Annotated in this window: 19 protein-coding genes and 2 tRNA genes; 13 read left to right on the top strand and 8 right to left on the bottom strand. The window is 71.4% G+C overall.

The genetic code is table 11. The features are described 5' to 3' along the window. Positions 1-105: 105 nt before the first annotated feature. From ACH4ZA_RS02605 to ACH4ZA_RS02620, 4 genes are all read left to right on the top strand, one after another. Positions 106-702, top strand: a complete 597-nt coding sequence (locus tag ACH4ZA_RS02605; protein WP_319280577.1) for a M48 family metallopeptidase — start codon at positions 106-108, stop codon at positions 700-702. A gap of 144 nt (positions 703-846) precedes the next feature. After that, the gene (locus ACH4ZA_RS02610) at positions 847-2,502 is read left to right on the top strand and encodes a TerD family protein (protein WP_398427665.1); all 1,656 of its coding nucleotides are present in this window, start codon (positions 847-849) and stop codon (positions 2,500-2,502) included. An 11-nt stretch (positions 2,503-2,513) separates the two neighbouring features. Next, on the top strand, positions 2,514-3,194 hold the full coding sequence (locus tag ACH4ZA_RS02615) for an AIM24 family protein (protein ID WP_079659796.1): 681 nt from the start codon (positions 2,514-2,516) through the stop codon (positions 3,192-3,194). Between the two features lie 16 nt (positions 3,195-3,210). After that, entirely contained in the window at positions 3,211-3,966 is a 756-nt protein-coding gene (locus ACH4ZA_RS02620; protein ID WP_319278718.1) for an AIM24 family protein, read from the top strand. A gap of 60 nt (positions 3,967-4,026) precedes the next feature. Here the strand turns inward: ACH4ZA_RS02620 and ACH4ZA_RS02625 are convergent, their stop codons facing one another. Then, a complete protein-coding gene (locus ACH4ZA_RS02625; protein ID WP_319278716.1) occupies positions 4,027-4,542 on the bottom strand; it encodes an NUDIX hydrolase in 516 nt (171 codons plus the stop codon). After that, positions 4,539-5,999, bottom strand: coding sequence for a zinc-dependent metalloprotease (locus ACH4ZA_RS02630; RefSeq protein ID WP_319278714.1), 1,461 nt, complete (start codon positions 5,997-5,999; stop codon positions 4,539-4,541). Before ACH4ZA_RS02630 ends, ACH4ZA_RS02625 begins: the two co-directional genes overlap by 4 nt. Positions 6,000-6,191: 192 nt before the next feature. Here ACH4ZA_RS02630 and ACH4ZA_RS02635 point away from each other — a divergent pair, with 192 nt between their 5' ends. The 4 genes from ACH4ZA_RS02635 to ACH4ZA_RS02650 all read left to right on the top strand — a co-directional run bounded on the left by ACH4ZA_RS02635 (position 6,192) and on the right by ACH4ZA_RS02650 (position 9,415). Next, a complete protein-coding gene (locus ACH4ZA_RS02635) occupies positions 6,192-7,301 on the top strand; it encodes an SDR family oxidoreductase (protein WP_319278712.1) in 1,110 nt (369 codons plus the stop codon). Between the two features lie 123 nt (positions 7,302-7,424). Then, the gene (locus ACH4ZA_RS02640; protein WP_319278710.1) at positions 7,425-7,886 is read left to right on the top strand and encodes a molybdenum cofactor biosynthesis protein MoaE; all 462 of its coding nucleotides are present in this window, start codon (positions 7,425-7,427) and stop codon (positions 7,884-7,886) included. A gap of 188 nt (positions 7,887-8,074) precedes the next feature. Beyond that, positions 8,075-8,269, top strand: a complete 195-nt coding sequence (locus ACH4ZA_RS02645) for a hypothetical protein (RefSeq protein ID WP_398427843.1) — start codon at positions 8,075-8,077, stop codon at positions 8,267-8,269. Between the two features lie 54 nt (positions 8,270-8,323). After that, a complete protein-coding gene (locus ACH4ZA_RS02650; protein ID WP_398427667.1) occupies positions 8,324-9,415 on the top strand; it encodes a PDZ domain-containing protein in 1,092 nt (363 codons plus the stop codon). A 60-nt stretch (positions 9,416-9,475) separates the two neighbouring features. Here the strand turns inward: ACH4ZA_RS02650 and ACH4ZA_RS02655 are convergent, their stop codons facing one another. Beyond that, positions 9,476-10,018, bottom strand: coding sequence for a PPA1309 family protein (locus tag ACH4ZA_RS02655; protein WP_319278707.1), 543 nt, complete (start codon positions 10,016-10,018; stop codon positions 9,476-9,478). A gap of 164 nt (positions 10,019-10,182) precedes the next feature. Here ACH4ZA_RS02655 and ACH4ZA_RS02660 point away from each other — a divergent pair, with 164 nt between their 5' ends. The 4 genes from ACH4ZA_RS02660 (at position 10,183) to ACH4ZA_RS02675 (ending at position 15,528) form a co-directional block, all read left to right on the top strand. After that, positions 10,183-13,152, top strand: a complete 2,970-nt coding sequence (locus ACH4ZA_RS02660; RefSeq protein WP_398427832.1) for a UPF0182 family protein — start codon at positions 10,183-10,185, stop codon at positions 13,150-13,152. A 40-nt stretch (positions 13,153-13,192) separates the two neighbouring features. Further along, positions 13,193-13,266 (top strand) — tRNA-Met (locus ACH4ZA_RS02665). A gap of 206 nt (positions 13,267-13,472) precedes the next feature. Next, entirely contained in the window at positions 13,473-15,329 is a 1,857-nt protein-coding gene (locus ACH4ZA_RS02670; protein ID WP_319278705.1) for a tetratricopeptide repeat protein, read from the top strand. 125 nt (positions 15,330-15,454) lie between these two features. Then, positions 15,455-15,528, top strand: a tRNA-Met gene (locus ACH4ZA_RS02675). A 123-nt stretch (positions 15,529-15,651) separates the two neighbouring features. Here ACH4ZA_RS02675 and ACH4ZA_RS02680 read toward each other — a convergent pair. The 3 genes from ACH4ZA_RS02680 to hisN form a co-directional block, all read right to left on the bottom strand. After that, positions 15,652-16,071, bottom strand: coding sequence for a Fur family transcriptional regulator (locus ACH4ZA_RS02680; protein ID WP_319278704.1), 420 nt, complete (start codon positions 16,069-16,071; stop codon positions 15,652-15,654). Between the two features lie 116 nt (positions 16,072-16,187). Continuing rightward, the gene (locus ACH4ZA_RS02685; RefSeq protein WP_319278703.1) at positions 16,188-16,580 is read right to left on the bottom strand and encodes a CBS domain-containing protein; all 393 of its coding nucleotides are present in this window, start codon (positions 16,578-16,580) and stop codon (positions 16,188-16,190) included. 158 nt (positions 16,581-16,738) lie between these two features. Further along, positions 16,739-17,539 carry a histidinol-phosphatase gene (hisN, locus tag ACH4ZA_RS02690; protein ID WP_319278701.1) on the bottom strand — a complete coding sequence of 267 codons (801 nt, stop codon included), beginning with the start codon at positions 17,537-17,539 and terminating at the stop codon, positions 16,739-16,741. A 168-nt stretch (positions 17,540-17,707) separates the two neighbouring features. Here hisN and ACH4ZA_RS02695 point away from each other — a divergent pair, with 168 nt between their 5' ends. Continuing rightward, positions 17,708-18,319, top strand: coding sequence for a helix-turn-helix domain-containing protein (locus tag ACH4ZA_RS02695; protein ID WP_319278699.1), 612 nt, complete (start codon positions 17,708-17,710; stop codon positions 18,317-18,319). A 39-nt stretch (positions 18,320-18,358) separates the two neighbouring features. Here ACH4ZA_RS02695 and ACH4ZA_RS02700 read toward each other — a convergent pair whose 3' ends face one another. Both ACH4ZA_RS02700 and rsgA read right to left on the bottom strand, forming a co-directional pair. Then, a complete protein-coding gene (locus ACH4ZA_RS02700) occupies positions 18,359-18,682 on the bottom strand; it encodes a multidrug efflux SMR transporter (protein WP_062642293.1) in 324 nt (107 codons plus the stop codon). A gap of 199 nt (positions 18,683-18,881) precedes the next feature. Further along, positions 18,882-19,892: a ribosome small subunit-dependent GTPase A gene (gene rsgA, locus ACH4ZA_RS02705; RefSeq protein WP_398427669.1), complete on the bottom strand. Its 1,011-nt coding sequence runs from the start codon at positions 19,890-19,892 to the stop codon at positions 18,882-18,884. Positions 19,893-19,900 lie beyond the last annotated feature (8 nt).

Here is a 19,900-nt window from a genome sequence, read left to right on the forward strand (position 1 = left end):
TTCGTCGTATAAATGCGTCGTACGAGGCAAAAGCGGCAGGTCGGATCGGAACCCACCCGACCCGGAGTCGGGACTTCCCCCCTGGGCAACGGGTAACGTCGGGGCGTGCCCGCCGACCCCCTGCACCGCGCCGGACCACCACAGCGCAGCACGACGAGCCCGCCGCCGAGCGGCTCGGGGGCGAGCGCGATCGAGGTCCGCAGAAGCGCCCGGCGACGTCGGACGGTCTCCGCGTACCGCGAGGGCGATCGCACCATCGTGCTCATCCCCGCCCGGATGTCCGAGGCCGAGGAGCAACGCTGGGTGACCGTCATGCTCGACAAGCTCGCCGCGCAGGAGAGCCGGCGCGTGCCCGGCGACGCCGAGCTCGCCGAACGCGCCGAGCGCCTGTCGGCCCAGTGCTTCGACGGCCGGGCCCGGCCCGCCTCGGTGCGCTGGGTGACCAACCAGAACACCCGCTGGGGCTCGTGCACACCGGCCGAGGGCAGCATCCGGCTGTCGCACCGCCTGAAGGGCATGCCCGAGTACGTCATCGACTACGTCCTCGCCCATGAGCTCGCGCATCTGCTCGTGCCGGGCCACGGCCCCGACTTCTGGCGGCTGCTGGAGGCCTACCCGCGCACCGAGCGCGCCCGGGGCTATCTCGAGGGCGTCGTCGCGGCGGAACGCCTGCCCCACCCGCCGGACCCGAACGGGGAGTGACCTGCGGCGCGCGTGGGGTGAACCTCGCGGGCGTCCCGTGACGTCGCTTGTGTACCGGCTCTGTACCGACATCGTGCGTTGTCGGACTTTGCCGTTAGCCTGACGCGACGCACTCGCAATCGGGATGGGGGACGGTCGTTACGCATGCCCAGGGAATTCCAACGCGGCCACAAGGCCAGGATCAGTGACCTCACGGCGGGTACCGATCTGTACGTAGGCGTGCAGATCACCGCCCCCGGCCTGACCTTCGACATCAGCTGCTTCGGTCTCGACGCCGACGAGCGTCTCTCGGACGACCGGTACTTCGTCTTCTTCAACCAGCCCAAGTCCCCCGAGGAGTCCATCCAGCTCCTGGGCCCCCAGGCGGGCGACACCGAGTCCTTCCGCATCACCCTCGACCGGATCCCGCCGCAGATCCAGAAGCTGTCCTTCACGGCGACGCTGGACGGCGCCGGGCAGATGTCGCAGATCAACCCCGGCTACCTGCGCATCGTCGCGGGCGGTGAGGAGGTGGCCCGCTACGCGTTCAACGGCTCCGAGTTCACCAGTGAGCGGGCCGTGATGCTGGGCGACTTCTACCTCAAGGACGTGTGGCGGTTCGCGGCCGTCGGCCAGGGCTTCGACGGCGGCCTGGAAGCGCTGCTGAAGAACTTCGGCGGCGAGGTCGCGGAGGAGGAGGCGCCCGCCGCGCCGCAGCAGCCGCAGACCGGCGCCGCTCCGAGCTTCGCCCCGCCCGCCTTCGGCGCGCCCCCCGCTCCGGCGCCCGCGCCGCAGCAGCCGCAGCCCGCCGCACAGGGCTTCGCGCCCCCGCCCGGCGCGACCCCGCCGCCGGCCCCCGCTCCCGCGGTGCACGCCGCGCCGACCATCGTCGCGCCGCTCGTCCCTCCCGGCGGCCACGTCCCGCCGCCCGCCCCCGCCCCGGCTCCCTACGGTCAGCCGCCGCAGCCCCAGCCGTACGGCCAGGGCCCCGCGCCGGCCGCGCCGATGCCCCCCGGCTACGGGCAGCAGCCGCAGGCCCCCCAGGCCCCGCCCGGCTACGGACAGCCGGCCCCGCCGCCCGGCTACGGTCAGCAGCCCCCCTTCGGGCAGGTCCCGGGACAGCAGGCCTACGGCGTGCCGCAGGGCGCGCCCGAGGGCGGCGCCGGCGTGGCGTCGGCACTCCAGCAGTTCAAGGAGACGCCCACCGGGCAGCGCTGGACGCAGCAGAACAGGAAGATGATCCGGGTCGACCTCGGCATCGGCGGCCAGCCCGTCCTCGCCCGCCAGGGCAGCATGGTCCTCTACCAGGGCAAGGTCGACTTCAGCTACAAGGGCGCAGGGTTCGCCGGCCGGATCGTCGGCAACGCCACCGGCCAGGAGATGCAGCTGATGCGCTGCACCGGCCAGGGGCAGGTGTTCCTCGCCGAGAACTCCACCCATGTGCACCCCATCGAGCTCCAGGGTGACGCGATCTGCGTCTCCGCCGAGAACGTCCTCGCCTTCGACGAGAGCCTCCAGTACGAGGTCCGTCGCATCGAGGGGCACGGCATCCCCGGCGGCGCGCTGTTCACCATGCAGTTCCAGGGCACCGGCACGATCGTCGTGAAGACGCACGGCACCCCCGTGGTCCTGCCGGTGACGCCCACCACGTTCGCCGACTGCAACGCCGTCGTCGCCTGGTCGGCGGCCTCCCAGGTGGTCGTCTCCAGCCAGGTGCGGATGCGCCGCAACGCCTACCCGGGCGACACCGGAGAGAGCGTCAACCTCCAGTTCCGGGGCGCTCCCGGCAACTTCATCGTCGTCCAGCCGTACGAGGTCTGAGGGAGCCCGTCATGAACCAGCCGCTCGCGGGCTACGCGCCCGCACCCGTCACCGCCCGCATGGAGAACCACGGCAACCACATGCTGAAGGTCGCCATGCAGACCGGTAACGACCTCTTCGCGCGCGTGGGCTCGATGGTCGCCTACGAGGGCTTCGTCCAGTACGAGCCCAACCCGCCGGCCGTACGCCAGATCGCCCGCGACTGGATGACCGGCGAGGGCGCGCCCCTGATGAAGTGCACCGGCGACGGTCTGCTCTACCTCGCCGACTACGGTGCGAACGTCGTCGTCATCAACCTCAACGGCGACGGCATCTCCGTCAACGCCACCAATCTGCTCGCCTTCGACGCGCACCTGACCTGGGGCGTCGAGCGCGTCAAGGGTCTCGCGAAGTTCGCCGGCCAGGGGCTGTGGAACACCAAGATCTCCGGGCAGGGCTGGGTCGCGCTGACCTCCCGGGGCAAGCCGATCGTCGTCGACTGCGGCGGCGGCGAGGACGAGACGTACGTCGACCCCGACGCGCTCGTCGCCTGGTCACCGAACCTCAAGGTGAAGGGCAAGCGCAGCTTCAAGGCGCAGTCGCTCATCGGCCGGGGCAGCGGCGAGGCCTACCAGATGGCCTTCTCCGGTCAGGGCATCGTCGTCGTCCAGCCCAGCGAGGACAGCACCGACCGCCTCCGGGTACGGGGCTGAGGGAGCCGGAAACACCATGCAGAGCTCACTTTTCGCACACAACGACTCGCAGACCCAGGACCGCTGGAGCCTGCAGAACAAGCAGATGCTCCGGGTCACCCTGGAGGGCCACGACGACATCCTCGCCCGCAAGGGGACGATGGTCGCCTACCAGGGCCTCATGGAGTTCGACGCCGAGTACCAGAGCAACCAGCAGGGACGCGCGCGTGCCCACACGGGCGAGGGCCTGAGCCTGATGCGCTGCCACGGCCAGGGCACCGTGTACCTCGCCAACCTGGCCCAGCACATCCACGTGATGGACGTGGAGCAGGACGGGCTGACCGTGGACAGCAGCTATGTGCTGGCCATGGACTCCTCGCTGCACCACGAAGTCATCGCCGTCGACAGCCTCTACGGCATCTCCGGCTCGGGGAAGTACCAGCTCAACATCACCGGCCGCGGCAAGGTCGCCCTGATGACCTCGGGCGCGCCGCTGATGATGCAGGTCACCCCCGACAAGTACGTCAACTGCGACGCCGACGCCATCGTGGCCTGGTCCACCGGACTGCGCGTGCAGATGCAGGCGCAGACGCACTCCTCCGGGGTCTGGCGGCGGCGCGGCAACACCGGTGAGGGCTGGGAGCTCAGCTTCATGGGCGCCGGCTACGCGCTGGTCCAGCCCAGCGAGCTGCTGCCGCCGCAGAACGCCCAGTTCGGGTCCGGTATCGCCGCGCAGTACGGCATGGGCCAGCAAGGCGCGCGGGGACAGAACCAGGGCAACGTCTGGAGCTGACCGTCCGCACGGCAGACGTGAGGGGCGACCACCCGGGTGGTCGCCCCTCACCCGTCCCGGTCACAGCCGCGCCCGGGCCGCCTCCAGCAGACGCACGACCGACGCGTCGGCCACGCTCCCCACCTCGTCATAGGCGAACCAGCGCAGGTCCAGGGACTCGCCGCTGATGCTCTCCACCGCCCCGGCCGGGGCGAGCGCCGCGTACTGGACGTCGTAGTGCCAGGCGCAGGGCGTGTGATGCCGGTCCAGGCGCACCGGACCGCCGGGCAGCAGGCTCAGCCCCGGCACGCCCGACTCCTCCGTCCCCTCCCGCAGCGCCGCGCCCGCCAGCGTCGCGTCGACCGGCTCGCAGTGACCGCCCGTCTGCAGCCACATCCGCAGCTTCCTGTGCAGCGTGAGCAGCACGCGGCCGCGCTCCGGGTCGATCACCAGCGCACTCGCCGTGATGTGCCCGTCCGCGCAGCCCTTCCACACGCCGTCCGGATGGGCCGCGAGATGGTCCAGGTAGGTCCGGCACAGCTCTTCCTGGCCCTCGTACCCCTTCAGGACGAGGACCGCGTCGTCGTGCAGGCTCACTTGGCGTCGTCGCCCCCGGAGTCGTTCCCGTCGTCCGTGGTGTCGTCCTTCTTCAGGTTCGGCCCGTCGCCGAGGCCGCCGCCGGCCGCCTCGCCGAGCATCCTGTCCAGCTCCGAGAAGTCCATCTGCTCGCGGTGCACGAAGCCGTCCGGGTCGTCCAGGTCGGAGGCGGTGGGCAGCATGTCCGGGTGGGCCCACAGGGCGTCCCGGCCGTCGACCCCGCGCGCGTCCGTCAACGAGGCCCACAGGCGGGAGGCGTCGCGCAGACGGCGGGGACGCAGCTCCAGGCCGATCAGCGTCGCGAACGTCTGCTCGGCCGGACCGCCCGTGGCCCGGCGGCGGCGCAGGGTCTCGCGCAGCGCGTCGGCGGACGACAGACGCGGCTTCGCAGCGGCGTGCACCACGGCGTCCACCCAGCCCTCGACGAGCGCCAGAGCCGTCTCCAGACGGGCCAGGGCCGCCTTCTGCGCCGGGGTGTCCTCCGGCTGGAACATGCCCTGCTGGAGCGCTTCCTGCAGCTGCTCGGGATTCTGCGGGTCGAACTGGCCGACCACGTCCTCCAGCTTGGCGGTGTCGACCTTGATCCCCCGCGCATACCCCTCGACCGCGCCGAACAGATGCGAGCGCAGCCACGGCACATGCGCGAAGAGGCGCTGGTGGGCGGCCTCGCGCAGTGCGAGGTAGAGCCGCACCTCGTCCTTGCCGACGCCCAGGTCCTTGCCGAAGGCCTCGATGTTCACCGGCAGCAGCGCGGCGCGCCCGGCCGGGCCGAGCGGCAGACCGATGTCGGTCGAGCCGACGACCTCGCCCGCGAGCACGCCCACGGCCTGGCCGATCTGCGAGCCGAACATCGCGCCGCCCATGGAGCGCATCATGCCGATCAGCGGGCCGGCCATGGCCTGCATCTCCTCCGGCAGGACGTCGCCCATGGCCGCGCCGACGCGTTCGGCGACCGGGTCGACGAGCTCCTTCCAGGCGGGCAGGGTCGCCTCGACCCACTCCGCGCGGGACCACGCCACGGCTGAGGCGGCACCGGACGGCAGCGACGTGGCGTCGTCGAGCCACAGGTCGGCCAGGCGGACGGCCTCCTGGACGGCGGTGCGCTCGGACGGACCGACGCTGGAGTCCTTGACGCCGTCGGAGGTGCCCTGGGCGACCGTCTGCCGGGCGATCTGCTTGGCCATGTCCCAGTTCACCGGGCCGCCCTCGTACGAGAGCATCTGACCGAGCTGCTGGAACGCGGCCCCCAGGTCGTTGGGGTTCAGCGAACCGAACATCGCGGCGAGCGGGTTGTCCGCGCCGGGGGCGCCGAAGCCGCCGGCGCCGGGCAGCCCGCCGAAGCCGAACGGGTTGGCCTGTCCCTGACCACCGCCGCTCTGCGAGTCCTTCTTCTTGCCCTCGTCGCCGTCTTCCGGCTCCTCCGGCGGAAGGCCGAATCCGAATGGGGTGTCACTCACGGGGTTCCTCGGCTGGTAAGGCCACCGGTTTGCGGCCGGCGGCGACTGCCCTGCAACACCACCCAGCGTAGACACCCCGGCTCGATAGGGCCTCGGTGCTTCGCCGACTCCCGCGCTGCGGCAGGATGGATGCCACCTGGTACGTACGCGTCACTCGCGCCCGTATGCCAAGACAACCGCTGGAGACACCTGGTGAGTTCCCCAGATCCGCAGGTTCGCGCAGCGCGAAACCCTTCGCCCCGGGCCGGCGCCCGCGGGCCCGTCGTCGCCGTGACCGGCGCGGCGACCGGGGTGGGCGCGCTGCTCACGGAGCGGCTCGCCGCGTCGGAGGAGATCAAGCAGGTCGTCGCCATCGACGAGCGGCGAGGCGAGTGCGACGCGGCGCAGTGGCACATCCTCGACGTCCGCGATCCGGCGATCGCCGACAAGCTGCGCGGCGCGGACGTCGTGGTCCACCTCGCGCTCGACCTCGACCTGGGGAGTGACGCCGCCGCCCGGACGGCCTACAACGTGCGCGGCACGCAGACCGTCCTGACGGCCGCCGCGGCGGCCGGGGTGCGCCGCGTCGTGCTGTGCACCTCCGCGATGGTCTACGGAGCGCTGGAGGACAACGAGCTGCCGCTCTCGGAGGACGCCGAGCTGCGGGCGACGGCGGAGGCGACCGGCGTCGGGGACCTCCTGGAGATCGAGCGGCTCGCGCGCCGCGCGCCCCGGGCGCATCCCGGTCTGAACGTCACCGTGGTGCGGCCCGCGACCCTGGTCGGCGGCACGGACACGGCGCTGACCCGGTACTTCGAGTCGCCGCGGCTGCTGGTCGTCGCCGGGTCGCGGCCGGCCTGGCAGTTCTGCCACGTCGAGGACCTGGTGAGCGCCCTGGAGTACGCCGTCCTGGAGAAGGTCGACGGGGAGCTCGCCGTCGGGTGCGACGGGTGGCTGGAGCAGGAGGAGGTCGAGGAGCTCAGCGGGATCCGGCGCATGGAGCTGCCGTCGGCGGTGGCCCTGGGCGCTGCCGCGCGGCTGCACCGGATCGGGCTGACGCCGTCCCCGGCGGGCGACCTGGCGTACACGATGTACCCCTGGGTGGTGAGCGGAAGCCGGCTGCACGACGCGGGGTGGCGGCCGGGCTGGACCAACGAGGAGGTCCTGGCGGAGCTGCTGGAGGAGGTGGCCGGCCGGCACACCGTCGTCGGACGGCGGCTCGGGCGCAAGGACGCGACGGCCGCGGGCGCGGCCGGGGCGACGGTCGCCCTGCTGGGTGCGGCGGCCGTGGTGAGACGGGCCCGCAGAGCCCGGCGGCGCTGAGCGCGGGGGCGTGCGGCGTGCTGCGCCGCGGGCCCCCTTGGAGGTCGCTCCAAAGCACCACGCGCGCGTGCCGGGCGATCACGCTATTTCGCCGGTTTACCGCGGTGCGGCACGATGGTGGGTATGGCAGCCAACGACGAGCACCCCGGCGAGCGGGCGGCGCAGGATCCCATCAAGCTGATCGCCGTTCGCGACACCGCGCTCTCTCTGGACGAGGTGTTCAAGGCCGTCGGGGACGACGCCGCCGGCGGGACGGCGCTCTTCGTGGGCACCGTGCGCAACCACGACGCGGGCGCCGACGTCGACGCGCTCGGATACTCCTGCCACCCGAGCGCCGAGGCGGAGATGCGGCGGATCGCGGAGAAGATCGCCGCCGAGTACCCGGTGCGGGCGCTGGCGGCCGTCCACCGGGTGGGGGAGCTGGCCGTGGGCGATCTGGCGGTCGTCGTCGCCGTGTCCTGCCCGCACCGCGGGGAGGCCTTCGAGGCGTGCCGGAAGCTGATCGACGACCTCAAGCACGAGGTGCCCATCTGGAAGCACCAGAGGTTCTCCGACGGCACCGAGGAGTGGGTGGGGGCCTGCTGACCCTCGGACACCCGACCCGCCGGCCACCCGTCCCGATCGACCGACCACCCCCTCCTCACCGACCGGCCACCCCCTTGATCGACCGGCCGCTCGCCCTGATCCATCGGGCACCACCCGTCCGGTTGCGTAACCGGCCCCCTGCCGTGAGCGTTGTCACTGCGGATGGTTAATCTGCTGATCAGTCAGTTGTGGTTGCTCACCGGGGTTGGGAGGTCGGCATGGCGGCGCTCGCCTGGTTGCTGATTCCGCTTGTCGCCGCGATCGGCGCGGGACTGTGGGGGAGTTGGGCGAACCGGACCCGCAAGGCTCGCGGTGACGGCCCTGAGCTGGACGGATACGCCCGCTTCCGGGCCGCCATGGAGAAGCCGCACTCCCGCGCGTGACCCGGGTGGCAGCCCTGACCGTGCGCTGACAGAGGCGTCCCGTACTGTCGAGTCATGCCACGCCGCACCGCGACGATGCTCGCCTCCACCCTGATGCTCATCGCACTTCTGTGCGCGGGAGTACTCATTCCCGTTCCGTACTCGGAGATGTCCCCGGGGCCGACGGTGAACACGCTCGGAGACCACGACGGTGAGCCGGTGCTGCAGGTCTCCGGACGCAAGACCTACGCGACCACCGGTCACCTGAACATGACCACCGTGCGGGTGACCAGCGCCGACTACCGGATGAACCTCGTCGAGGCCGTCTACGGATGGCTCGCGCACGACAACAGGGTCGTCCCGCACGACACCCTCTACCCGGACGGCAAGACCGAGGAGCAGTCCACCCAGGAGAACGCCGAGGAGTTCAGCCAGTCCCAGGAGAGCGCCAAGGTCGCCGCCCTGAAGGAGCTGAACGTCCCGGTGACGTCCTGGGTGATCGTCTCGACCGTGGTGAAGGGGTCCCCGGCGGAGGGCAGGCTGCACGCCGGGGACGTGATCAAGGCCGTGGACGGCGCCGCGGTGAAGGAGCCGGGTGACGTGGCGAAGCTGGTGACCAAGCACAAGGCCGGCGAGAAGGTCGTCTTCACGATCGTTCCGGCGAAGGAGCAGGCGGCGGCCGAGAAGGCGCACAGGACCGCGACCGCCACGCAGAAGGTCTCGATCACCACCGCGGCCTCCGACGACAGCGGCACGAAGCGCGCGATCGTCGGGATCTCGGCCGGGACCGACCACACCTTCCCCTTCACCGTCGACATCAAGCTCGCCGACGTCGGCGGCCCCAGCGCCGGCCTGATGTTCGCGCTCGGCATCTACGACAAGCTCACCCCGGGCAGTCTCACCGGCGGCAGGTTCGTGGCCGGCACCGGGACCATCGACGACGACGGCAAGGTCGGCCCGATCGGCGGCATCGAGATGAAGACCGTCGGCGCGCGCAGCAAGGGCGCCCAGTTCTTCCTGACGCCCGCCGACAACTGCAAGGCGGCCGCCGCGGACACCCCCTCGGGACTCAGGCTCGTCAAGGTCGACACCATCGACGACGCCCTCGCCGCCCTCGAGGACATCCGCAGCGGCGACACGGCGGCCCTGCCGAAGTGCACGAAGTAGCCGCCGGGGCCTGATCGGAGGACAGGCCCCGGGCCGCCCCGCCGGGGCCGCGGGGCGCCGCTACTCCGCGAACGTCGCCGACAGCGCCTCCGCGAGACCCGGGACGAGCCCGGCGCCCGTGAGCACCTCCGTAGGCGCGTCCTTCTCACGCAGCCGCAGCGCCGAGTCCCGGGTGCCGTCGCGCAGCACGCCGACCGTCATCCGGACCTCGTGGCGGTCGGGGTGCTCGGCCACCCACTTCGCGAGTTTCGCTTCGCTGAGGCCCTTCGGGACCTGGGACTCGGCGGACGGCGGCAGCATCAGGCGCTCGACGGTGAGGGCGCAGCCCACCACCGCGTCCGGCCAGGCGATCGTGGCGAGGAACTCGTCGAGCGGCTTGTCCGTTGGCACTTCGTCCTGCTCGATCGGGGTGAGACCGGTGGTCTCGGGCTCGTCCTGAAGGCCGAGCTGGGTCGCGAGCGACGGTTCCTGGGCTCGCAGCCGAGCGGTGTCTACGAGGGCGAAAAGGCGGGCGGGCTGGTCCCAGCCGAGGCCGGAGGCGTACTCGTCGATCTCGAGTACGGCCCGGGTGAGCGGGCTCGCCGCCATGGGAGTGTTGGACATGGTCACAATCCTCTCTCGTTCCTGGGCGGAATCGGGAACCGAGTAAACGGTGAGTAAGTTGCATAGGTGTGGGCCCGCGATCACGGGGGGCCACGCACGGTCCACGAACACGCGGGCCTGACGGATCAACTGCGACATTCGAGGTGCGCACCTTGGCTTTCCAGATGCCGGACCGCGGCGGAGGCCCCACGGGGCCGCGGATCAGAGTGGGCCGCCCGTCCCGGCGCGTCCGGACCCTGCTGACGACACTGGGCGTCCTAGCCGTACTCGGCATGGCGTTCACGATGTTCGCCGGGTTCTGGACGGACTGGCTCTGGTACCGCTCGGTGAACTACTCGTCCGTGTTCACGACCATGCTCTGGACCAAGATCGGGCTGTTCTTCGTCTTCGGCCTGCTGATGGCCCTCGCGGTCGGCTTCAACATCTGGCTGGCCCACCGGCTGCGGCCGCCGCTGAGCGCGATGTCGGTGGAGCAGCAGAGTCTCGACCGCTACCGCATGGGCATCGCGCCGTACAAGACGTGGCTGCTGCTCGGCATCACCGCCCTGGTCGGCCTGATCGCCGGAGCCTCGGCGGCGGGACAGTGGCGCACCTGGCTGATGTGGGTCAACGGCGTGCCCTTCGGGCAGAAGGACCCGCAGTTCCACCTCGACGTGTCGTTCTTCGCCTTCGACCTGCCCTGGTACCGGTTCCTGCTCGGCTTCGGCTTCGCCGCCACGATCCTCTCCCTGATCGCCGCCGCGCTCACCCACTACCTGTACGGCGGGCTGCGCGTCACCAGCCCCGGCGCGCGTGCCACCTCCGCGGCCACCGGTCACCTGTCGGTGCTGCTGGGCGTCTTCGTCGCGCTGAAGGCGGTCGCCTACTGGCTCGACCGGTACGGCCTGGCGGTGAAGTCCAGCGACTTCAAGGCCACGGACAACTGGACGGGCCTGCGGTACGTCGACGCCAACGCCTACCTGCCGGCCAAGACGATCCTGTTCTGCATCGCGGTCATCTGCGCCCTGCTGTTCTTCGCCACGCTGTGGCGGCGCACCTGGCAGCTGCCCGTGATCGGCTTCGGCCTGATGGTGCTCTCGGCGATCCTCATCGGCGGGCTCTACCCGGCGATCGTCCAGAAGTTCCAGGTCCAGCCCAACGAGCAGGCCAAGGAAGCCCCGTACGTCGCGAAGAACCTCAAGGCGACGCGTGAGGCGTACGGCATCGACGGCACGCAGGTCACCGAGTACTCGGGCACGAGCACCACCAAGGACAAGACGACGCTGCGCGACGACGTCGACGCGACCGCCAGCATCCGCGTCCTGGACCCGAACATCGTCTCCCCGACGTTCCAGCAGCTCCAGCAGATGCGCAAGTACTACGCGTTCCCGACCAACCTGGACGTGGACCGCTACAGCGTGAAGGGCGCCGACCAGGACACGGTGATCGGTCTGCGCGAGCTGAACCTCGCGGGCGTGGACAAGCAGAACTGGATCAACAACCACTTCCGCTACACCCACGGTTACGGGGTGGTCGCGGCGAAGGGCACCACGTCCGACTCCGAGGGCCGGCCCCTGTTCACCGAGTCCAACCTGCCGTCCGAGGGCGAGCTCGGCACGTACGAGCAGCGCGTCTACTACGGCGAGAAGACCACCACGTACTCGATCGTCGGCGGTCCCCAGAAGGAGATCGACTACTCCGACGACGCGGGGGAGAAGACCACCAGTTACCAGGGCAAGAGCGGGGTCAACCTCTCCAACCCGGTCAACCGGGCCGCGTACGCGATGGCGTTCGGCGAGCCGCAGATCCTCTACTCCGGCGCGATCGGCGAGGGGTCGCGGATTCTGTACAACCGCACGCCCAAGGAGCGCGTGGAGGCCGTCGCCCCCTGGCTGACCATCGACGGCGACGCCTACCCGGCCGTGGTCGACGGCCGCATCCAGTGGATCGTCGACGCGTACACGACGACGAACGGCTACCCGTACGCCTCCCGTACGACCCTCGGCGACACGACGGCCGACTCGCTGACCGCGACCAACGACAACCGCGCGGTGGTGGCCCAGCAGAATCAGGTCAACTACATCCGCAACTCGGTGAAGGCCACCGTCGACGCGTACAGCGGCGAGGTCAAGCTCTTCCAGTGGGACACCGAGGACCCGGTCCTGAAGACGTGGATGAAGGCGTTCCCGGGCACGGTGAAGGCCAAGTCGACGATCTCCAAGTCGCTCATGGCCCATCTGCGGTACCCGCAGGACCTGTTCAAGGTGCAGCGCGAGCTGCTCACCCGCTACCACGTGAAGGACGCCACGACGTTCCTCAGCGGCAGCGAGGTGTGGCAGGTGCCGGACGACCCGTCCAACAAGTCGGGCGACGCGGTGCCGCCGTACTACCTGAGCATGAAGATGCCCGACCAGAAGGCACAGGCGTTCTCGCTGACGACGACGCTCACGCCCAACGGCCGGGACAACCTCAGCGCGTTCATGGCGGTCGACTCCGAAGCGGGCACTCCCGACTACGGCAAGATCAGAATCCTGAAACTGCCGACGAGCACGACCGTCGACGGGCCGAAACAGGTGCAGAGCCAGTTCAACTCCGAACAGGACATCGCCGAGTCCATCAGGCTCCTCAAGGGCGGCGACTCCGACATCGAGTACGGCAACCTGCTGACGGTGCCGCTCGACGGCGGACTGCTCTACGTGGAACCTGTCTACGTGCGCGGCGGCGGGCTCAAGTACCCGCTCCTGAAGAAGGTGTTGGTGACCTACGGCGGCAACACCGCCTTCGAGGACACCCTGGACGAGGCCCTCAACAAGGTCTTCGGCGCGGAGGGGACCACCCCGCCGCCGACGGACGAGGGGGGCGGCACCACTCCGCCGCCGACGTCGAGCAACCCGACCGTCCGGCAGGCGCTGGCCGATGCCCAGAAGGCCTTCGCCGCCGGCCAGGAGGCTCTGAAGAAGCCCGACTGGGCCGCGTACGCCAAGGCGCAGAAGGACCTCGAGGACGCGCTGAAGCGGGCCGAGGAGGCGCAGGCGGCGGCCGACAAGGGCGTCAAGCCGAGCAGCAGCCCGAGCGCGAGTCCCACCGGTTCGGCGAGTCCGAGCGGCGGATCCGCCGGCAAACCCAGTCCGACACCGAGCCCCAGCAGCAGCTGATCATGCTCACCCCGCGTCGTGGTACGGTTGTGGAACACGACGCGGGGTGGAGCAGCTCGGTAGCTCGCTGGGCTCATAACCCAGAGGTCGCAGGTTCAAATCCTGTCCCCGCTACTGAAGACGAAGGCCCGGATCCGGAAACGGATCCGGGCCTTCGTGGTGTGCGAACGCATGTGCCGGAAAAACCGATGGCCGCGCCGCTGTGGGGAGTTGCGCCATCTGTGTTTGACTTGTCTCTCTGTGGGCAAGTCGACAAAACGCTGAAGTGACCTTACGGGCCGCGGTATACCAGGTGTACCCGGGTTGCGGGTGGTGCGACGATGGACGTTATGGGGGACAAGGCAACTCTGTTCGAGACAGGGCGGTTTGTGCAGACTTCCGAAGAGGAAGCGACCCCGGACGAGAGCCGGGACGAGACGGCCGACGCCGTCGACACGGGGGAGGCCGTCGAGGAGATGCGCCTGCGGCTCGCGGCGGAAGCCGGCGACGCCGAGGCCATGAGCGTCCTCGGGGCCATGCTGCTGCGCCGCGGCGACCTGGACGGCGCCGAGCCCCATCTGCGTGCCGCCACCGCGGAGGGCGACCGCGCCGCCGCCAACAACCTGGGCGTGCTGCTCCACCAGCGCGGCTACCCCGACGAGGCCGCGGGCTGGTGGCGGGTCGCCGCGGTGGCCGGCTCCGCCGCGGCCGCCCACGCGCTGGGCCGCCACCGCCGCGAGTGCGGGGACGAGCCGGCCGCCGAGTACTGGCTGCGCCAGGCCGCCGAGCAGGGGCACACCCTGGGCGCGTACGCCCTCGCCGACCTGCTGGAGCACCGCGGGGACGCCGGGGCGGAGCAGTGGATGCGGGTCGCCGCCGAGCGCGGCCACCGCGAGGCGGCCTACCGGCTGGCCCGCGCCCTCGACCAGCACCGCGGCCCGCTCCAGGACGGCGCCCCGGAAGAGGGCGCACGCGACAACGGTGTCGCCGGGCGGACCGAGGCCGAGCAGTGGTACCGGCAGGCCGCCGCGCGCGGACACCGCCGCGCCGCGCTGCACCTCGGGACGATCCTCGAGGGCCGGGGCGATCTGAAGGAGGCCGGGCGCTGGTACCTCACGTCGGCCAAGGACGGCGAGGCGCGGGCCGCCTGCGCGCTCGGATTCCTGCTGCGCGACGCCGGCGACACCGAGAACGCCGCGGTCTGGTGGCTGCGGGCCGCACAGGACGGCGACGGCAACGCGGCGAACGCGCTGGGCGCGCTGCACGCCGAGCGCGGGCAGACCCAGACCGCCGAACGCTGGTACCGGGCCGCGATGGACGCCGGGGACGACAACGGCGCCTACAACCTCGCCCTGCTCTGCGCCGAGCAGGGCCGCACCGCGCAGGCCGAGCAGTGGTACCGGCGCGCCGCCTACGCCGGGCACCGGGAGGCCGCCAACGCCCTCGCCGTCCTGCTGCTCCAGGTCGGCGACACGGCCGGGGCCGAGCCCTGGTTCTCCAAGGCGGCGGAGGCGGGCAGCGTCGACGCCGCGTTCAACCTCGGGATCCTGTTCGCCGGGCGCGGCGAGGAGGCGGTCGCCCTGCGCTGGTACGAGCGGGCTGCGGCCGCCGGACACACCGAGGCGGCGCTGCAGGTCGGCATCGCGCGCCTGCGCGACGGGGACGAGCAGGAGGCAGAAAGGCATCTGCGGTGTGCGGCCGGCGGCGGGAACGCGGAGGCCGCGTACCGGCTGGCGGCCGTGCTCGACGCGCGCAGGCCGCCCCAGCCCGCGCACGAGCTCGGGGAGATCGTGCACGAGAAGACCGAGTGCGAGGAGTGGTACGAGCGCGCCGCGACCCAGGGGCACCGTCGTGCGCAGGTCCGCGTCGGGATGCTGGCCGCCGCGCGCGGTGACGTCGTCGAGGCCGCACGCTGGTACCGGACGGCCGCGGAGGCCGGTTCGCGCAACGGGGCCTTCAACCTGGGGCTGCTGCTCGCGCGGGAGGGCAGCGAGCCCGAGGCGGCCGTGTGGTGGACGCGTGCGGCCGACGCCGGGCACGGGCGGGCGGCGTTGCGGCTGGCCCTGGTCTACGCGCGTCGCGGTGAGCTGGCGGAGGGGAAGCGGTGGGCCGACCGGGCGGTGTCCCTCGGCCCGGCGGAGGTGGCCGAGCGGGCGGCCCGGCTGCGCGACGCGCTGCGGGAAGAGCTGTCGGCGTGACGCGTGGCCGGCGCCGCCGATCCCGCGGGCCTCGACCCGCCCGACCGTGCTGACCTGGGCGTATGGGTGGCCGTCGTATTGATTTGCCTTCCTCGTCGCCCTTCACGTAACGTGGGGTTCACCGACGCGGGGTGGAGCAGCTCGGTAGCTCGCTGGGCTCATAACCCAGAGGTCGCAGGTTCAAATCCTGTCCCCGCTACTGAAGGCCGAGGGCCGGAATCCGAAAGGGTTCCGGCCCTCGGTGCGTTCGCCGTCACCGCATGCGGCGACAGCGTGGCCCCGGCCTCCCGTGGGGGAGTCCGGGGCCACGGCCGGGCGTGGGTCAGGCGGCGGCAGCGCAGTTCGGGCAGATGCCGCGGTAGGTCACCTCGACGTCCGACACGGCGAAGCCGAAGCGCTCCGAGTCGGGGAGGTCGGCCAGCGGGTTGCCCACGGGATGGACGTCTTTGATCGCGCCGCAGCGGGCGCAGACCAGATGATGATGCGGACGGTGGGCGTTGGGGTCGTACCGCTTGGCGCGCTTGTCGGTGGCGACCTCGAGCACCTCGCCGAGCGATACGAGCTCGCCGAGGGTGTTGTAGACGGTCGCCCGGGAGATCTCGGGCAGCCTGACCACGGCTCTCGCGTGCACCTCGTCGGCCGTCAGATGGACGTGGTCGCCCTCGAGCACCTCGGCCACGACGCGTCGCTGTGCGGTCATCCGCCAGCCGCGTCCGCGCAGCCGCTCCAGAAGGTCACTCATGGATCCAGCCTAACAGTCGACCTGACCAGGTCCCGAACCAGTGTGACTTTAGATTTCTGATGGACTTGGACGGATTCCAGGTAGATGTGTCCTGTGATGCCGGGCGAGTTCCGCGCTCAGGCGGGCACCTGCAGCCGGGCCGGCGCCCAGCAGCGGATGATGTCGCGGACCGAGACGATGCCGGCCGGTCCGCCGCGGTCGAGGACGATCAGATGGCGGAAGCCGCCGTGGGCCATCGCCCCGGCCGCCTCCTCCAGGGTCCAGGTCGGGGCGGCGAAGACGACGTCGTCGGTGGTGTGCGCGTGGGTGCGTTCGATGTCGGGATCCTGGCCGAGGCCGACGGAGTTGAGGATGTCCCGTTCGGTGAGGATGCCGATGCCGCCGGCGTCCGGATCCAGGACGACCGCCGCGCCGACGCGGCGGGCGGCCATCAGGGCGGCGGCCTGGCGGAGGGTGTGTGCGGGGCCGATGGTCAGGACCACCGTGCTCATGGCGTCGCGGACGAGCATGGGCTGATGCCACCTCCTAAGAATCCACGGGTCGTTCATGGATTCACAAGTTCACAAGTGGGGGTGCTGTCAGCGTGGCAGGTAAAGCAGGGGTCAACAAGAGGGCGCGCGCGGCCGATTGAGGGCGCGCGCGCTCATCTGGGCGTTTCCGGCGCGCCTCAGTAGCGCTGTTCGAGATAGCCCAGCAGCTCCTCGTGCAGGAGACCGTTCGAGGCGGCCGCGTTGCCGCTGTGCGGGCCCGGGCGGCCGTCGAGGCCGGTGAAGGAGCCGCCCGCCTCCGTCACGATGATCGCGTTGGCCGCCATGTCCCAGAGGGAGAGCTCGGGTTCGGCGCACAGGTCGACCGAGCCCTCGGCGACCATCATGTACGGCCAGAAATCGCCGTACGCGCGCGTGCGCCACACGTCGCGGGTCAGGTCGAGGAAGCCGTTCAGCAGCCCGCGGTCCTCCCAGCCGCTCAACGAGGAGTACGCGAAGGAGGCGTCGGCGATCCGCGAGACGCCCGAGACGTGCAGCCGGGTCGCGGACGACAGACTGCGGCCGCTGTACGCGCCGTGCCCCTTCGCGGCCCACCAGCGGCGGCCGAGCGCCGGAGCGGAGACGAGACCGACGACGGGCTGGTAGCCGCCCTCAGCCGCCTCCGTCAGCGAGATCAGGGTGGCCCAGACGGGCACGCCCCGGACGTAGTTCTTCGTGCCGTCGATCGGATCGATCACCCAGCGACGGGGGCCGGTGCCCTCGACGCCGTACTCCTCGCCCAGGACCGCGTCCCGGGGACGGGCGCGCTGGAGGTGGCCCCTGATGAGCTCCTCGGCGGCCTTGTCGGCCTCGCTCACCGGGGTCATGTCCGGTTTGGTCTCGACCTTGAGGTCGAGGGCCTTGAAACGGGCCATGGTCGCGGCGTCGGCGGCGTCCGCGAGGACGTGCGCGAGTCGGAGGTCGTCCAGGTAGTCCGGCATGGGACGAACCGTATCCGGCCAAGCCGAACAGGGGCCACAGGGGGCGGCGGAGGAAGGCCCGGGGCGGCCCGGAAGGCGCGGATCGCCGTCCGGTGCCTCCGCCACCCTTGACAGTGCGGCCGTGCGCGTCAAATCTGGGCGCAGAGCCACTCGCTCCCGGGAGGCGACATGCCTGCAGCGCGGGAATCCCTACTGGACGCCGCCTTCGAGGCGCTGGCGCTACGGCCGTGGGCCGCGGTGCGGATGGTGGACGTCGCGGCGTCCGCCGGGGTGTCGCGGCAGACGCTGTACAACGAGTTCGGCAGCAAGGAGGGCCTGGCCCGGGCCCTGGTCAGGCGCGAGGCCGACGGATACCTCGCCGGGGTCGAGCGCGCGCTCGCCGCGCACGGCGACATCCGCGAGCGGCTCGCCGCCACCGCCGAGTGGACCGCCTCCGCCGCCCGCGAGAACGTCCTCGTACGGGCCGTCCTCACCGGATTCTGGAGCGAACGGCTGCCCTCGCCGACGCTCTCGGCGGTGCCGTCCTCCTCCGCCGTGCCGGCGCAGCGGCGGGCGGACGGACCGCTGCCCTCACCCGCCGACCTCGTGGGCGCCGTCCGCGACCGGGCCGTCGCCGTGCTCTCCGGCCCCGGCGCCGTCCGCGCCGACGCGGCCGATCTCGCCCGCTGCTCCGAACTCGCCGTCCGTCTCGCCCTGTCCTGCGTCGCCGCGCCGCCGCAGGGGGAGGACGGGGTCGGCGACCTCGTGCGGGGCGCCCTGCACCGACCGTCGAGGAACTAGGCGGCCCCACCCGGCGCACGGGCCTTTCGAAAGACGCCCCTAGTGCGCCGAACCGGACAGCTGCAGCCCGATCACTCCTATGATCACCAGGCTGATGGAGACGAGCTTCAGCGTCGACACCAGGTCGCCCAGGAAGACCATGCCGTAGATGGCGGTGCCCGCCGCGCCGATGCCCGTCCACACCGCGTAGGCGGGGCCCACGTCGAGTTTCTTCAGCGAGAGGGTCAGCAGACCGAAGCTGCCCAGGGCGAAGGCGCAGAAGGCGATGGTCGGCCAGAGCCTCGTGAAGCCGTGGGACAGCTTGAGGCAGACGGCGAAACCGGTCTCGAGCAGTCCGGCCACGACGACCAGCAGCCACGCCATGTGCTGTCCCTCCGTTTGACCGGCCCGGTCAGGCTCGGTGCGATTATGCACTTACCGGCTCCGGGCCGACGCAAACAACGCGGCGGTCGGCCGGTGAGTGTGACGGAGCATCAGGCTCGAGGTCGGCCGACGCCCCGGCCGGCACATCGGCAGGCGGACCCGCCCACGAACCCGCCGACCGACGGACCGGCCGCGACGGTCAGTCGCCCTCCGTGCGCTCGCGCGTGGAGAGCAGCCTGCGCAGCGAGTACAGCCGTGCCGGGTCGGCGTGGCCGTCGGCCACCCAGGCGTCCAGCGCGCAGTCCGGCTCGTCGTGGCTGCACGCGCGCGGGCAGCCCTCGGTGCCGGGCACCAGATCGGGGAAGGCGAGGATCACCCGGGACGGGTCGACGTGGTGCAGACCGAAGGACCGCACGCCCGGAGTGTCGATCACCCAGTCGTCCGTGCCCGCAAGCGGCAGGGCCAGCGCCGACGTCGTGGTGTGGCGGCCGCGTCCGGTCACCGCGTTCACATGGCCGGTCACCCGCCGCCGCTCCTGCGGGACCAGCGCGTTGACGAGCGTCGTCTTGCCGACGCCGGAGTGTCCGACGAACGCCGTGATCCGCCCCGCCAGGTGCTCGCGCACCACGTCCGCGGCGGCGCCGTTCTCCAGCTCGTCACGGCTGGTGACGACATACGGGATGTCGAGGTGGCCGTACAGCTCCAGCAGCTTGTCCGGTGAGGCCAGGTCCGACTTCGTCATGACCAGCAGGGGGGTCAGACCGCCGTCGAAGGCCGCGACGAGACAGCGGTCGATCAGACGGGGGCGGGGCTCCGGGTCCGCCAGTGCGGTGACGACGGCCAGCTGGTCGGCGTTGGCGACGACGACGCGCTCGTACGGGTCGTCGTCGTCCGCGGTGCGGCGGAGCACCGACGTGCGCTCGCCGATGCGGACGATGCGGGCCAGCGTGTCCTTGGTGCCCGACAGGTCGCCGACCAGGTCGACCCGGTCGCCCACCACGGCCGCCTTGCGGCCCAGCTCGCGGGCCTTCATCGCCAGCACGATGCGGTCCTCGACCAGGCAGGTCAGCCGGCCCCGGTCGACGGTGAGGACCATGCCCTCGACGGAGTCCTCGTGCTTGGGCCGGATATGGGTGCGAGGCCGGTTGCCCTTGCGGTTCGGGCGGCTGCGGATGTCGTCCTCGTCGGTGTGCTTGCCGTAGCGGCGCATGGCAGAAG

Source organism: Streptomyces sp. NPDC020597 (assembly GCF_044335095.1).
In the GTDB taxonomy this organism is placed as follows: Bacteria; Actinomycetota; Actinomycetes; order Streptomycetales; family Streptomycetaceae; genus Streptomyces.

Bases quoted from the DNA above. Each gene is read 5' to 3' on its own strand.
- ACH4ZA_RS02620 (WP_319278718.1), top strand. From the start codon at position 3,211: ATGCAGAGCTCACTTTTCGCACACAACGACTCGCAGACCCAGGACCGC.
- ACH4ZA_RS02680 (WP_319278704.1), bottom strand. From the start codon at position 16,071: ATGAGTGACCTTCTGGAGCGGCTGCGCGGACGCGGCTGGCGGATGACC.
- ACH4ZA_RS02650 (WP_398427667.1), top strand. From the start codon at position 8,324: ATGCCACGCCGCACCGCGACGATGCTCGCCTCCACCCTGATGCTCATC.
- ACH4ZA_RS02695 (WP_319278699.1), top strand. From the start codon at position 17,708: ATGCCTGCAGCGCGGGAATCCCTACTGGACGCCGCCTTCGAGGCGCTG.
- ACH4ZA_RS02660 (WP_398427832.1), top strand. From the start codon at position 10,183: ATGCCGGACCGCGGCGGAGGCCCCACGGGGCCGCGGATCAGAGTGGGC.
- ACH4ZA_RS02670 (WP_319278705.1), top strand. From the start codon at position 13,473: ATGGACGTTATGGGGGACAAGGCAACTCTGTTCGAGACAGGGCGGTTT.
- ACH4ZA_RS02655 (WP_319278707.1), bottom strand. From the start codon at position 10,018: ATGTCCAACACTCCCATGGCGGCGAGCCCGCTCACCCGGGCCGTACTC.
- hisN (WP_319278701.1), bottom strand. From the start codon at position 17,539: ATGCCGGACTACCTGGACGACCTCCGACTCGCGCACGTCCTCGCGGAC.
- ACH4ZA_RS02640 (WP_319278710.1), top strand. From the start codon at position 7,425: ATGGCAGCCAACGACGAGCACCCCGGCGAGCGGGCGGCGCAGGATCCC.
- ACH4ZA_RS02700 (WP_062642293.1), bottom strand. From the start codon at position 18,682: ATGGCGTGGCTGCTGGTCGTCGTGGCCGGACTGCTCGAGACCGGTTTC.
- rsgA (WP_398427669.1), bottom strand. From the start codon at position 19,892: ATGCGCCGCTACGGCAAGCACACCGACGAGGACGACATCCGCAGCCGC.
- ACH4ZA_RS02615 (WP_079659796.1), top strand. From the start codon at position 2,514: ATGAACCAGCCGCTCGCGGGCTACGCGCCCGCACCCGTCACCGCCCGC.
- ACH4ZA_RS02685 (WP_319278703.1), bottom strand. From the start codon at position 16,580: ATGCTCGTCCGCGACGCCATGAGCACGGTGGTCCTGACCATCGGCCCC.
- ACH4ZA_RS02610 (WP_398427665.1), top strand. From the start codon at position 847: ATGCCCAGGGAATTCCAACGCGGCCACAAGGCCAGGATCAGTGACCTC.